Here is a 13,176-nt window from a genome sequence, read left to right as displayed (position 1 = left end):
CTTTACAGACTCTTGACAAAGAGTGTCAATTTACATCAGGATTTCTGGTAATCTGTCTGTTATTGATTCATTAATGAGGCTTTAAATGGGAATTAATAATCTGTTTACAGCTGGCGGCGTGGTGATGTTGCCGCTGCTGGGGTTTTCTGTGTTGGCGGTGGCCCTAATTATTGAGCGTATCAGGTTTTGGGTCAGAATCAATAACCGTCAAAGCCGTGTGGTCAGAGAGGTATTGAATCTCTATCGGCTAGAAAACGTAGTTGGTGCAATAGATAAATTACGGCAAAATGCAGATTTACCCCTGGCACGCATTTTTTTGGCAGCATTGGAATTAGAAGAACCGAATCCAGAAGAATTTCGTTTGGCATTAGAAAGTGAAGCCCAAGCTGAGATTCCTTTACTCAAACGCTTTCAAAATATCTTTGAGACAATAATTGGTTTAGCTCCATTATTGGGTTTGTTAGGTACAGTCTTAGGTTTGATTACTTCCTTTGCATCGTTAGATATTGGTGATGTGGGAGGTACAAAAACAGCAGGTGTGACTGCTGGGATTAGTGAAGCTTTGGTATCCACAGCATCAGGATTAGTAGTTGCTATATTTACACTTTTATTTGCCAACTCCTTTCGGGGATTGTATGTACGTCAAATAGCACTGATTCAGGAGTATGGGGGACAACTAGAGTTACTTTACCGCCGTCGCTACGAACGAGGAGAGAAAAGTTATGCGTCTACCAGATGAAGCAGATATACCAACGCAGATCAACATTGTGCCAATGATTGATGTGATATTTGCGATTTTGACGTTTTTTATCATGTCTACGCTGTTTTTAACTAGGTCGGAAGGATTGCCAGTGAATTTACCGCAAGCGGCAACAGCAAAACAACAGCAAGTTTCTACTAAAGTTACGGTAACAGTAGATGACAAAGGACAGGTAAGCCTGAATCGCCAACCAATTCAGATTAATAATTTAACCAAGCAAGTAGAGGCTTTAATTGGCTCTGACTCAGAAGCTTTAGTGATTATTAATGCTGATGCTAAAGTTGGTCACGGTCAAGTAGTAGAGATAATGGATAGGTTACGTCAGGTAAAAGGGGCAAAATTAGCGATCGCCACCCAAAAGCCTTAAATTAAAAGTTGTCAGTTGTCAGTTGTCAGTTGCTAGTTGTTTTTGCTCCACTGACCACTGACTACTGACCACTGACTACTAACCACTAACCACTGACAAAACCCTATCCCACAAGTGGTGTGGAGTTTTTATTCCATTGCTTTAATTTGCTGATTTGCTGCTGTTTGCGCTCTTTGCATTGCCTGCTGTAATGGTTGTTGCCCTAACAAGGCGCTGACAAATTGATTATCAAAGTTATTGACGATCGCAGTTGGATACTTTCCTACCTGCCAAGGTGTAGCATAATCTATTCCGGCTACCAAAGGCGATCGCAAGGAGTCTTTGTCATAACCCAACTTCTGAGCTACCGATTTACGTGTTGGCAATGCAAACCCTGTCCCTGTCCATTTTTGCATTCCGGCTTTACCAGTAAGGTAAGAAATTAATTCCCAGGCTGCTGCTTTGTGTTGTGATTGTTTATTCATCACGTAGGCAACTGTAAAGACCATTGTACCTTTTTTATTATTAATGGTTGGTATTTCTGCGGTAGCAAACTTGAGTTGAGGAAAGGTTTCTTGGAGGTAAGGAATTGCCCAGTTACCTTCAATGACCATTGCCACCTTACTTTGACCAAACATTTCACTACCTGAGTTAGTTCCAACATCAGATTTTTGGGCAGAGGTACGGTCTTTTTTATACTGGTCTACCACTAACTGTAATCCTTGCAAAGCGGCTGGACTGGCAAAAGCAGCATTACCGTTTTGGTCTACCACTTGCCCACCAAAAGCTATAATTTTGTAAGCTTGACGCGCTAATTCTGGGCTGACACCAAAGCCGTATCTGTTCAGTTTGCCTGTTAATTGTTGGGAATAATTGCGTAGTTCATCCCAAGTAGTCGGCGGATTACTCAAACCAGCAGCAGCGAAAGCTGTTTGGTTATAAAACAATGCGAGGGTGGAATAGTCTTTAGGCAAACCATAGATTTGGTTTTGGTATTTGAAACTGTTTAGTAGGGTAGGCTCAAAGTCTGCTAAATCAAATTTTGGGGTGATGTAAGCATCTAAGGGTTCTAGAACATTTTGGCTCATTAAAAAAGGAGCTTCTAAGGCATCGAGATAAAAAACATCGGGAGCAGCCTCTCCAACCAAACGGGTTTTGATGACATCCATGTATTGGTCGGAAATCACTTCATATTTGACTTTGATTGTGGGATGTTGCGCTTCAAAGTCTTGTAATACTTGTTTTAATAGTTTTTGCTCCACCGGGGAACCTCCCCAACCACTGAGTTTGATGGTAGTTGCGGTGGGGGCTGATAATTGTAGGCTATGGCAAGCAATAATAGTAATTGCGATCGCAATTACTAGTCCCAAAAATTTCAATACATTCTTTGTGATCACAAACTAATGTAAAGTCTCTTTTACCTTACTTGTAACGGTTTTTCCAGCGATTTAAAGTATACTTTTGTAGCTCCTAATTCCTAGCCTACGACATTTTTCACATACCCTACTTATTTAATAATCTGGCATTGCTGAAAGAGTGATGAATTTTTGCCAAGGCGAAAATCCGGTTGATTGGGGACTTTGTGATAATGGAAGATAAAGCTATTTCCGTTTCCCTACAACATCAATATATTCCTATGAGTATCAAAGAACTTTTACTACAAGAAATTGAATCTTCTCCCGATTTCCTCCTAGAAGAAACTCTTGATTTTCTACGCTTTTTGAAAACCAAGCAAAAAACAGCAGATTCAGATACTCTAGCTCAACCAGAAGAAAACCCGACAGACAGTTCTCAACTACCTTACCATCCAGCTTCCGGCCGTTCCATCCTCAGACACGCAGGCACTTGGGCAGGTGATGACTTCGATGAGTGTCTTCAGGCTGTTTATGCGACTCGTGGTAAAGCCAAGTTCGATTATGACTTAAATCCTTATCAACTATAATAATTTATTTATTGGGCTTATGAGATTTTCCATCGCGTCTGCTAGTAGTAGCTTCATTTTGTTCGATATACTCGGTAATTAGCCGCGCCATCACGTCTGTCATATCTTCACCCCTCAATCTACAGGCAGTTTTGAACTGATAACGTAGTAATTCACTGATCTTGAGTTGCTGTTCTTTCTGTAGTGTGATCTGCGATGCTACTACACTCACACTTGTAACCGCCATTGCTATCATTGATGGAATTAGAGGTATCCAACCAGATAGCATAAAGAAGATAAGGCAAATTATATATAGGCTTGCTGTAGCCCCTCCTGTAGCTATTAGCCAATATAATGTTCTTTGCAAGCGCCATGTTAACAACCCCCCTACCAAAGACCAGCCCCAGACCCATAAGAATACACCCCACTCAGGCCAGTACCAGATTAAAGGTCGCCCATCCAGCACTGTACTAAGAAGCTGACTAGCTATCTGTGCATGGATTAAGACAGCTGGCATTCTAGCTGGTTGCTCTGCTGAAGCGCTATAGGGTGTATATAATCCCGGATGTAAACTGGCAGCATTTATGCCAATAATTACTAGCCGATCTTTCACCCAATTGGGATTGAGTTGATTGTTTAGGACTTGTGTGAGAGTGACTTGCTGGGCTAGGCGATCGCTTTGGCGGTAATTTAAGAGTATTTGATAACCACGAGCATCTAGACCCTTGTAGCTACCAGAATTTGGTTCGAGAGTTTGGAAGGTAATTTTACCTAAATTAAAATTATCTGCTGCATAAGGAAAATCTATTTCTAAACCTTGTTTTTCTAGATAACTAACTGCTGTTAAAGCTGCAAATGAAAATGAGGTTGTACATTTGTTATCTGTAGAGTGGGCAAATAATAAAGCACGGCGAACAATTTGGTCTACCTGGCTATCAGGAATCAAATCGCTATAGCCTATATTGCCTTGATTAAAATTAGGCGGCGGAGGAATTTCTGATCTGCCTGCACTGCTTAACAAGCAGGTGCTAATGATGTTATTTTGATTTTTTAGACCTGTGGCCAAATTTTTTTGTTCTGGTCTATAAAGATTTAGACCAATGACACGGGGCTGATAAGACTCTAATTTTAATAACAGCTGATTAATTATGGTGTCTGACAGAGGCCATTTCTCGCGTGCTAGATCCTCTTCAGTAATAGTGACTAGTAAAATACGAGGGTCAAGTGGTTCTACAGGACGCGATCGCAGCATCTGATCATAAGCTTTTAATTCCCAAGCTTGTAGCACTCCCAATTGCCGCATCGCCAGAGTCAAAAGTGTTACTACTACACTTATAAGAACAAGCCTCTGCGGTGACAACATCTTTAAAGGAACTGGCAGATGTTGTTTCAGCCATTTATCATTAAATACTGTCCCATATATTAAATTGCGTAAACGTAACCTAGAGTTCTCTACGCGCACGATACCTGAAAGTTTTAAGTGGGACTTAACCACCGACTGTTTTTCATCAATGATGATGTGCTTTCCAGAAATGATTTCGCGGTATATATTCAAAACACCAAATAGATTGGGTGCCCTTTTGGTCAACATATCGCGCACAAACTGTAAGTTATTGTCTCGCTCACTCATCCCACCAAAGAATGTGCTGCTAACAACCTTATCAACATCTTTCTCATTAATATTCAGTCGTGGCGACTTAGCTAATTTTTCCCTATCCCCTAAATTTGTCACCAAAGCACCACAAAGACGCTGCGTTAAATAAGGATGCCCCCCCGTCCACTTCAACACCCACCGCAAAACTTGTCTAGCCTCATCATCCGGTAAACCCAAACCCTCAGCCAGGGGTAAAGCTTCCTCAAAGGTAAAATCAGTCAAATCCACCCGCGTCCCAATATTAAACGGCGTGCGTTTGGCATCCCTAATCAAATCACCAGGAGTGGCGACTCCCATCAACACAAAAGACAAACGGTTAAATTCGACATTAGTTGCACGGGCAACATAGAGATAACGAATTGCTGTAAAAAAATCATCTGTAAAATCTAAGCTGAGGGTGGAATCAATTTCATCCACAAACACCACTATTTGCCCCTCAACTTCAGCCAATAACACCTGCTCAAAAAATAACGTTAATCGTTGCGAAACCCCTAAATGCTCGTGTTCTTGCCACCAACTCACCACATCCGTATCCAACATGAGTTGGTCATCTAACTTCACCAAAAAGCCAAAATACCACTGTTCGGCGGTGACATTTGCCCCCAATTCCTGGAGGTCAACAATCACCGCTTTAATGCCCTCTGCTGTCAAGGTTTGAGCAGTGCGTACCATCAAACTCGACTTACCCATCTGGCGCGGCGTAAGAACATAAGTAAAAATTGCCGACCGACATAAACCCAACAGTTCCTCATCAGCTTGGCGGGGAATGTAAACACCACCCCCAGCCTGCACCGTCCCGCCTACAGTGTAAATAGTTGGTTCACCCACGCAGATTCTCCCGAAAATAATCGGCATAAAGTTGACAACGCGGCAAAACTATACGCCCCTGTCGCCGCACTAAACCCGCACCCCGCAACCGAAAGAAAACGCCTTCATCTTCGCAAGTCTGCTGACGAATTACCTGAAGCATCCCTTGCACTAATTCTGGTTTGTTATGTAACCGAAACAGATGATTTCGTAGATGATTACTAAAAGGGCCTTTATCCGCCGTAGCATGAGCAAATACCTCAGCACTAGAGAGGCGCTGGCTGGCAATTTCGTAGAGTGCCAAGCGCACCAAATAAGGATGTCCATTTAGTAACGCCATTAATTGCCGTTCTTCACTGGGATTGAGGGGGGAACCATGACGACGATTCAGGTCAGCTACCTGTAAGGCTGTAAAATCTTCTAAGTCAATTACTTGCCCTACATTAAAGGGCGACTGGTTAAGATTATCAATTAATTGATAAGGTTCTGTGGAAGTCACCAACGCTAAATCTAGTTGCTTCCATACCAAATTAGTAGCGCGGCTATTGTGCCAACTCCGCAGCATCCCGAAAAAATCTGAGCGAAAATCAGTATCAAATACCCTTTCCACTTCATCCATTGCCAAAACCAGAGGGTTGCCAAACTCTTTTAATAAATAACGACCTACATAACGAGTGCAACGCTGGCTATTACCCAAAGGCATATCCCAATACTGCTCAACTTTATCTGTCATGTCCAATTCATCAGTTAACCAAATGCAGAACTGACGAAAAAACAGGTCAGCATTAGTTAAAGCTGCTTTGTCAAACAATTGAAAATCCAGCAAAGCCACCTGCTTGCCAGCATTCACCGCAGTTTCAATGGTGCGAATTAACAGGGAACTCTTGCCCATTTGCCGCGGCCCTTTAATGGTGATTGTCACACCACGACGCTCAATTGTCTGGAGGGCTAAGGCATCAGAGGCACGTTCTACGTAAAAATCAGATTGACAGTCCATCGTCCCTGATGGCATTTCCAAGCAATCTGGCTGTGCTGAAGCAAAAGGTTGAGGGAGAGTTGACGGTTCACTAATTTGCAGTAAATCAGTTTTAGATTTCTCCTCACTAATCGTCAATGTCCCCCCAGAGACAGCCTGCTTTAATTCATCAATCAGGCGCGGCGTATCTGCTGCATCTTGCCAAAATGCCCAATTAATATGATTTAAATAGGCGCTCAAAGGATACTGAAAAGGCTGGCGATAAGCCAAACGCACCGGCAGAATCACAGGTTTTCCGTCCTGCATTTGGGCTAAATTATGCGCCATCTTAATTTCCGCCTCCACCATCTCACTGTGAACTGAATGAGATGACAGAAAAATAATCAGAAAATCCGCTTGACTAATTTCTGCTTCGATGCGTTCAGCCCAATGCGTACCTACAGACATGGTTTGGTCGATAAAGACTTGATGCTGTGGGGAAAGCGCTTGAAAAACTTGCAGCGCCACGGCTTCATCTGGTTCGGCATGACGCTTGTAGCTGATAAAGATCCGTTTAGTTTGTGGTTTCGGTTCAGCTTGTGGTAAATGATGTCTGCGTTTCAATACCGGGGTGGCAGATTCTGGAATACTCTCTAAATCAATCGCCAGACAACCAAACTCGTAAGCATCCTCATAAGACCTACCCGCCCCTAATGCATCATAAAACCCGACGGCAAACTTAATCGCTGCGCGATCGCCAATTGCCCGATTCATGCCCACTACATAATTAATCTGTTGATGAATCGCTTCGGCTTGCACTTCACTGTAACAGGCGTTTAAGACAATACACTCAATTTTGTTCTGAAATAACTTAAACAATCTAGTCAGTGACTCTGTACTCACTGGTTGCAATTGCCCAGCGTTATTTTCCAAAGCCAAACCTTTATTTCCTCCCCCATGTCCCGAAAAATGGACAATCTCCGGCTCATAATCTAAAAGGGCGCGACGCAAATCGTCAGGACGCACTGCCCATTTTGTGATAATTTCAAACTGTTCGCGAATTTTGGCACGTTCCAACCCTGCCTGAATTTCCCGGACTTCTTCATCCAAGCGCAGCTTTTCCGTATTCGTGGGATTTGCTGATAAAATCAGAATTTTTTTCACGGTGTTATCAACAATTTCACGTAGGGTTTTGATCTGCGTACAGTTCTCTGCCCAATACTATACGAATAATTACTGATAACACAATATAAATGCGAGTAGCACAAAAGGGTGAAATATTCACAGATTTGCGAAAATATTCAACTTTACTTGCTGTTTTCATCATGCTGTATTAAGGCAAGAGACGCGATAAATCGCCGTCTCTACAAAGCTGTAGGGTGTGTTGTCGCATTCAAGGTGCGTTACCCTACTGGCGTGGCAAGGCTAAAATGATGCTTGCGTAACTCCCGGAAATCTTAAACTCGTCAACGATCGCCTACGCCTCATAATTTTAAAACTTTCAGAGGTTGTTAAAATCCGTCCACAATCATTAGAGTGAAGTTAGTAGCCTTGGTGGGATTAACAGTCCTAAAGAAACGATGACCCAACAAACAGAAAGAATTTGTATCCTTGGTGGAGGCTTTGGTGGTCTCTACACTGCCTTGCGTCTAAGTCAGTTACCTTGGGAATCTCCACAAAAGCCCGAAATTGTCCTGGTAGATCAAAGCGATCGCTTTTTATTTTCTCCTTTACTTTATGAATTACTCACAGGTGAATTGCAAACCTGGGAAATTGCCCCACCTTTTGAAGAACTTTTAGAAGGCACTGGTATACGTTTTTATCAAGCAGTTGTGTCTGGAATTGACATTGACCAAAAACGAGTTTATTTACAAGATGGGCCGGAAATTCCCTACGACCGATTAGTGTTGGCTTTGGGCGGAGAAACACCACTAGATATGGTACCTGGAGCCACATCCTACGCCCATCCCTTCCGTAGTATTACTGATGCCTATCGTTTAGAAGAACGCCTGCGAGTATTAGAAGAATCTGACGCAGAGAAAATTCGGGTGGCAATTGTTGGGGCTGGTTATAGTGGCGTGGAATTAGCTTGTAAACTGGCGGACAGGCTAGGAGAAAGAGGGCGCTTTCGATTAATTGAAATCAGTGACCAAATCTTGCGAACTTCCCCAGAATTTAACCGTGAAGCAGCTAAAAAAGCTTTAGAAGCTAAGGGTGTGTTTCTGGATTTAGAAACCAAAGTGGAATCAATTGCGGCAGATACCATCTCCCTAGAATACAAAAATCAGGTAGATACAATTCCCGTAGATTTGGTAATTTGGACTGTAGGAGTACGAGTTGCTCCTGTAGTGCGATCGCTACCTTTTAAGCAAAACCAACGTGGTCAAATCAGCACTACACCTACTTTGCAAGTCCTTGACCATCCCGAAATCTTTGCTTTGGGAGATTTAGCAGATTGTCTAGATGCTGAGGGTCAGCAAATACCCGCCACAGCCCAAGCAGCCTTTCAACAAGCTGATTATGCAGCTTGGAATATCTGGGCAAGTCTTACTAATCGCCCCTTATTACCCTTCCGCTATCAACAGTTAGGAGAAATGATGGCACTGGGTACAGACAACGCCACCCTGACTGGTTTAGGAATTAAACTAGACGGTTCTTTAGCTTATGTCGCCCGTCGTCTTGCCTACTTATATCGGATGCCAACTTTAGATCATCAGCTCAAAGTTGGTTTTAATTGGCTAGTCCGTCCTATTATAGATACACTTTCTCAGTAGCAGATAGTGTGCCCTGATCTCGGAAACTCTCTCACAAGCCAAAATCTCAAATCCGACATTTGTAAATCATAAAAAGTTTGATGGAACGACCGAAAGTTATTCTTGTAGATGCTGTGGGTACACTCTTCGGAGTCAAAGGCAGCGTGGGTGAAGTTTATAGTCAGATAGCCCAAGAATTTGATGTTGAAGTTGCACCCGAAATATTAAATACAACATTTATCGAAAGTTTTAAAGCAGCACCACCGCCAATCTTTCTAGATGCCGAAGCACAAGATATTCCCCAACGGGAGTTTGATTGGTGGCAAATAATTGCCTTGAACACTTTCGAAAGTGCGGGTGTTCTTAAGCAATTTTCCGATTTTTCGGCTTTTTTCAGCGAACTTTACATACACTTTGGCACTGCCCAACCGTGGTTTATTTATCCCGATGTCTTACCATCTTTAGTAGATTGGCAGCGTTCAGGAATTGAACTAGGGATACTCTCTAATTTCGATTCTCGAATTTATTCAGTATTACAAAGCTTAGGACTAAGCCACTACTTCAAATCCATCACCATTTCTACCCAAGCACGTGCAGCTAAACCAGATCCTCAAATTTTTGCCATTGCTTTAGAAAAACATAACTGTCCACCTGAGGCAGCATGGCATATTGGTGACAGTATTGTAGAAGATTATCAAGGAGCTAAAGCCGCTGGACTTAGAGGCATTTGGATCAATCGAAATAAAGTACAACCAGGCAGTTAATAATTATTGGGAGACGCAAAGAAACGGTAGTATCCCACACCTAATTTGGTAAAAATGCCGAACGACTATAAGTCGCGGCTATTAAGAAAAGAACAAAGCCTGCCTAAGCAGGCTATATATACAGTCTTGTTATGGTTAAAAAGTGTACTTATTACGCTCAACCGAGAAACGCTGTATATTAGTTCGCGCAGGCTGACTTAGTTTGTGTAGCGCCAGACTTCCAGTCTGAGATGCTACGTTAAATTTTACACACTAATACTTGTTCTCCTGACGAAATTAATACTTTACCCACTGGTAGAACAGCTAAAGCATTGGTTTGAGCTAAATTAATTAAATTGCCGGAACTGTGACTACCAGAGGCTTGATAAAATTCGTAAAGTCCATCAATTAAATGTAAACAACCCCAAGTGTAAGTTTCAAACTTACCATTTGAGCGCAATTCATCATGCGATCGCACCAGCAAAAACTCTAATTCTCCACCTTGAGCAAGTCCAGACAGTTTTTTGATGGTTGGTTGCACAAACCGCCAAAATGTTACTAAAGCAGAAGCGGGATTTCCTGGCAAACCAAAATACAACACTGAGTTGTATGTAGGAAAATTAGCCACAGTCAGGGGTTTGCCAGGTTTCATCGCCACAGATCGAATGTGAATTTTTGCTTTTAGGGATTCCAGAATTTTGTCAACATAGTCATAATCACCTACCGAAACCCCCCCAGAAGAAAGAACTATATCGGCATTAGCTATGGCATGGGCAATAATTTCTTGCAGGACAACCGGATCATCTTTTACAATACCTAACAATAAAGGTTCTGCTCCGCTTTCCTTCACCAAAGTTGCTAAAGCATACTGATTAGAATCGACAATTTGACCAGGTTGGAGTGGTTGTTCAGCTGTGACTAACTCGTCACCAGTAGAAAAAATTGCTACCCGTGGACGACGGTAAACACATAATTGGGGACATTGTGCCGCAGCTAACACAGCAATGTTCTGGGCAGTTAACTTAATTCCTGCTGGTAGTAGTTGAGTTCCAGCTTGGTAGAAAGCAGCCTTATGTCTGACAAATTCTTGCGGTTTGGGCGCATTGAGGATGAAAACACGGTTTTCCTCTTGGCGTGTCTTCTCTTGCATAATTACAGTATCCGCCTCTGCTGGCATCACCGCACCCGTGAAAATTCGTGCGGCTTGTCCTGGCTGAATCGTAAACTGGGGTTGATATCCTGCGGGAATCTCTTCTACAATTTCCAAAACCGCTGGTTGGGCGCTACTAGAGTGCTGTACATCTTCGTAGCGTACTGCATAGCCATCCATTGCCGAATTATCCCAATGAGGAAAATCCAACGAACTAGTGACAGGCGTTGCCAAAATGCGATCGCTTGCTGCCCATAAATCTACAATTTCTGTATCCTGCTGTTCATCCAACGGTTGTACTAAATTTAAAATAATTGCTTCTGCATCCTTGACTGACAGCATAGTGAATAGCCTTAGACTTGAGTATTTAATTTTGTCAGTTGTTAGTTGTTAGTTGTTAGTTGTCAGTGATGCACTGACTTGTACTGATACTAAGTTGCATTCAGAAATAGTATCTAGAAATGGGGCATTGCTTATCTATCTGAACCCTGAGTTACTATCTTTGAGCGCAACTCGGTATGAGTTTCGACACTTCGGTAAGCTCAGTGCATCGCTACGCGGAAATAGAGCGAAGTCGAGATTCAACTGCCGCGCAGCCGAAGTAGCTTGTCGTAAAGCCTGCGGCATAGCTACGCTTAACGCGGAGCGTCTCGTAGAGAAGTGTTGCCAGTTGTTTTAGTCTGATTTAATACCCACACCATAAACTTTATTAATAACCACTAACCACTAACCACTGACCACTGACCACTAACCACTAACCACTAACCACTAACCACTAACTACTGACAAAACTCTACCTATAATAGAGTTTTTATTTTTCTTTCTGATTAAAAGGCAACTCTGCATTCATCGCGTCAATTTCTTGCTGTTCGAGTTGATTTACTTCTTGAATATAGGGACGGAGAATTTTTGCTAAACGATTGTTATAAAAGCGGTGCAGACTGTGATTAGGCATTGCAGGAAAACCGCGACGTTTTTTGTGACGACCTCCTGCACCGGGATCAAAACTTTCAATCCCGTTAGCGATCGCCCACTCAATCGGTGCATAATAACAAGCATCAAAATGTAAGCAATCTATTTCTTGGAAACTACCCCAATAGCGTCCATATAATCTGTCTCCTTTGAATAAACAAAAAGACATACCAACAGGTTGACGATTATCTTGTTCGTGATATGCAGCAAAAAACAACACCCGATGGCGATAATCACTATGCAGTTGCTCAAAAAATTGTTTTGTTAAGTACTTGCTACCCCACCAGCCAAATTTATCACAAGTATCAGCATAGAATTGGTACATCAAAGAAAACAAAGACTTAGGAATTTCATCCCCAGTCACCGCTTGCAGTCGTAAACCGACTTTCTCAACTGCTTTACGTTCCCGCTTAATATTGCGGCGTTGATTGGCGTTAAACAATGCTAAGTAATCATCAAATGTTTGAAAACCTAGGTTTTCCCAAATATAACTGTGATGTAACCAACTAGTAAAACCCTGTCGTTCCAGCACTGGTCGCCATTCGGGATCAACATAGAGAAAATGACATCCAGAAATTCGATGTTTAGCGCAAAAAGTATCTATTTCATGCACCATCAACGCTGTAATTTCATCTTCATCTTCCCCTGGAGCAATTAAAAATCGATAACCTTCAGCAGGGGTAAACGGTGTCATTCCCAACAGTTTAGGGTAGTATTGTATGCCGAGGCGATCGGCTAACTCCGCCCATTGGTGATCGAACACAAATTCACCGTAGCTATGTCCTTTGAGATAAAGTGGAGCTATTGCTATCAGTGTTCTATCTCGCCACAGTGTCAAGTGATTTGGCAACCAGCCAGTTTTAGCAGTAGCACTTTGTGAAGTTTCTAAATGATTTAGCCACTGCCATTCTAAAAACGGAGTTTTTAGAGGGATTGCTAAAGCATCCCAGGCATCTTGGGGTACTTCGGCGATTTTGTTGATCCAAACGGTAGAGTATCTAGGCTTAAGTTGTTCCATGTCAGGGGAGCAGGGGAAGCAAGGGGGAATTTACAGTAACCTCTTCCCTGCCCCTCCGCCTTCTTCCCATTTCCAATTCCCTTATTTAAGGTAATCT

General features: G+C 42.5%; 10 protein-coding genes. 5 read left to right on the top strand and 5 right to left on the bottom strand.

From position 1 onward, the window contains the following. Nucleotides 1-85: 85 nt before the first annotated feature. Both I8751_RS05350 and I8751_RS05345 read left to right on the top strand, forming a co-directional pair. Complete coding sequence (locus tag I8751_RS05350; protein WP_214438134.1) at nt 86-739, top strand: MotA/TolQ/ExbB proton channel family protein; 654 nt, start codon at nt 86-88, stop codon at nt 737-739. Beyond that, on the top strand, nt 723-1,127 hold the full coding sequence (locus I8751_RS05345; RefSeq protein ID WP_214438133.1) for an ExbD/TolR family protein: 405 nt from the start codon (nt 723-725) through the stop codon (nt 1,125-1,127). The genes I8751_RS05350 and I8751_RS05345 overlap by 17 nt, the downstream gene beginning before the upstream one ends. 128 nt (nt 1,128-1,255) lie before the next feature. On the opposite strand, the gene I8751_RS05340 is transcribed toward I8751_RS05345, so the two are convergent. After that, nucleotides 1,256-2,503: an ABC transporter substrate-binding protein gene (locus I8751_RS05340; RefSeq protein WP_404800418.1), complete on the bottom strand. Its 1,248-nt coding sequence runs from the start codon at nt 2,501-2,503 to the stop codon at nt 1,256-1,258. 239 nt (nt 2,504-2,742) lie between these two features. Here I8751_RS05340 and I8751_RS05335 point away from each other — a divergent pair, with 239 nt between their 5' ends. Beyond that, nucleotides 2,743-3,048: a DUF2281 domain-containing protein gene (locus I8751_RS05335; RefSeq protein WP_214438197.1), complete on the top strand. Its 306-nt coding sequence runs from the start codon at nt 2,743-2,745 to the stop codon at nt 3,046-3,048. A gap of 4 nt (nt 3,049-3,052) precedes the next feature. On the opposite strand, the gene I8751_RS05330 is transcribed toward I8751_RS05335, so the two are convergent. Then, on the bottom strand, nt 3,053-5,509 hold the full coding sequence (locus tag I8751_RS05330; protein WP_318780295.1) for a CHASE2 domain-containing protein: 2,457 nt from the start codon (nt 5,507-5,509) through the stop codon (nt 3,053-3,055). Continuing rightward, entirely contained in the window at nt 5,502-7,622 is a 2,121-nt protein-coding gene (locus I8751_RS05325; RefSeq protein ID WP_404800419.1) for an AAA-like domain-containing protein, read from the bottom strand. Before I8751_RS05325 ends, I8751_RS05330 begins: the two co-directional genes overlap by 8 nt. A 401-nt stretch (nt 7,623-8,023) precedes the next feature. On the opposite strand from I8751_RS05325, the gene I8751_RS05320 reads away from it, so the two are divergent. Both I8751_RS05320 and I8751_RS05315 read left to right on the top strand, forming a co-directional pair. Beyond that, nucleotides 8,024-9,217 (top strand): NAD(P)/FAD-dependent oxidoreductase, encoded by a 1,194-nt coding sequence (locus I8751_RS05320; protein ID WP_214438131.1) that lies wholly within the window; start codon nt 8,024-8,026, stop codon nt 9,215-9,217. 80 nt (nt 9,218-9,297) lie between these two features. Beyond that, nucleotides 9,298-9,960, top strand: a complete 663-nt coding sequence (locus I8751_RS05315; protein ID WP_214438130.1) for an HAD-IA family hydrolase — start codon at nt 9,298-9,300, stop codon at nt 9,958-9,960. 238 nt (nt 9,961-10,198) lie between these two features. Here the strand turns inward: I8751_RS05315 and I8751_RS05310 are convergent, their stop codons facing one another. After that, nucleotides 10,199-11,431, bottom strand: a complete 1,233-nt coding sequence (locus I8751_RS05310; RefSeq protein WP_214438129.1) for a molybdopterin molybdotransferase MoeA — start codon at nt 11,429-11,431, stop codon at nt 10,199-10,201. 469 nt (nt 11,432-11,900) lie between these two features. Continuing rightward, nucleotides 11,901-13,079 carry a GNAT family N-acetyltransferase gene (locus tag I8751_RS05305; RefSeq protein WP_214438128.1) on the bottom strand — a complete coding sequence of 393 codons (1,179 nt, stop codon included), beginning with the start codon at nt 13,077-13,079 and terminating at the stop codon, nt 11,901-11,903. Nucleotides 13,080-13,176 lie beyond the last annotated feature (97 nt).

This window comes from Atlanticothrix silvestris CENA357 (genome assembly GCF_016056295.1).
Taxonomy (GTDB): domain Bacteria; phylum Cyanobacteriota; class Cyanobacteriia; order Cyanobacteriales; family Nostocaceae; genus Atlanticothrix; species Atlanticothrix silvestris.
Note: the sequence above shows the minus strand (reverse complement) of the source record. Positions and strands in the feature narration are given on the sequence as shown.

Coding starts and splice junctions, on each gene's coding strand:
- I8751_RS05350 (WP_214438134.1), top strand. CDS start 86: ATGGGAATTAATAATCTGTTTACAGCTGGCGGCGTGGTGATGTTGCCG.
- I8751_RS05345 (WP_214438133.1), top strand. CDS start 723: ATGCGTCTACCAGATGAAGCAGATATACCAACGCAGATCAACATTGTG.
- I8751_RS05335 (WP_214438197.1), top strand. CDS start 2,743: ATGAGTATCAAAGAACTTTTACTACAAGAAATTGAATCTTCTCCCGAT.
- I8751_RS05320 (WP_214438131.1), top strand. CDS start 8,024: ATGACCCAACAAACAGAAAGAATTTGTATCCTTGGTGGAGGCTTTGGT.
- I8751_RS05315 (WP_214438130.1), top strand. CDS start 9,298: ATGGAACGACCGAAAGTTATTCTTGTAGATGCTGTGGGTACACTCTTC.
- I8751_RS05310 (WP_214438129.1), bottom strand. CDS start 11,431: ATGCTGTCAGTCAAGGATGCAGAAGCAATTATTTTAAATTTAGTACAA.
- I8751_RS05305 (WP_214438128.1), bottom strand. CDS start 13,079: ATGGAACAACTTAAGCCTAGATACTCTACCGTTTGGATCAACAAAATC.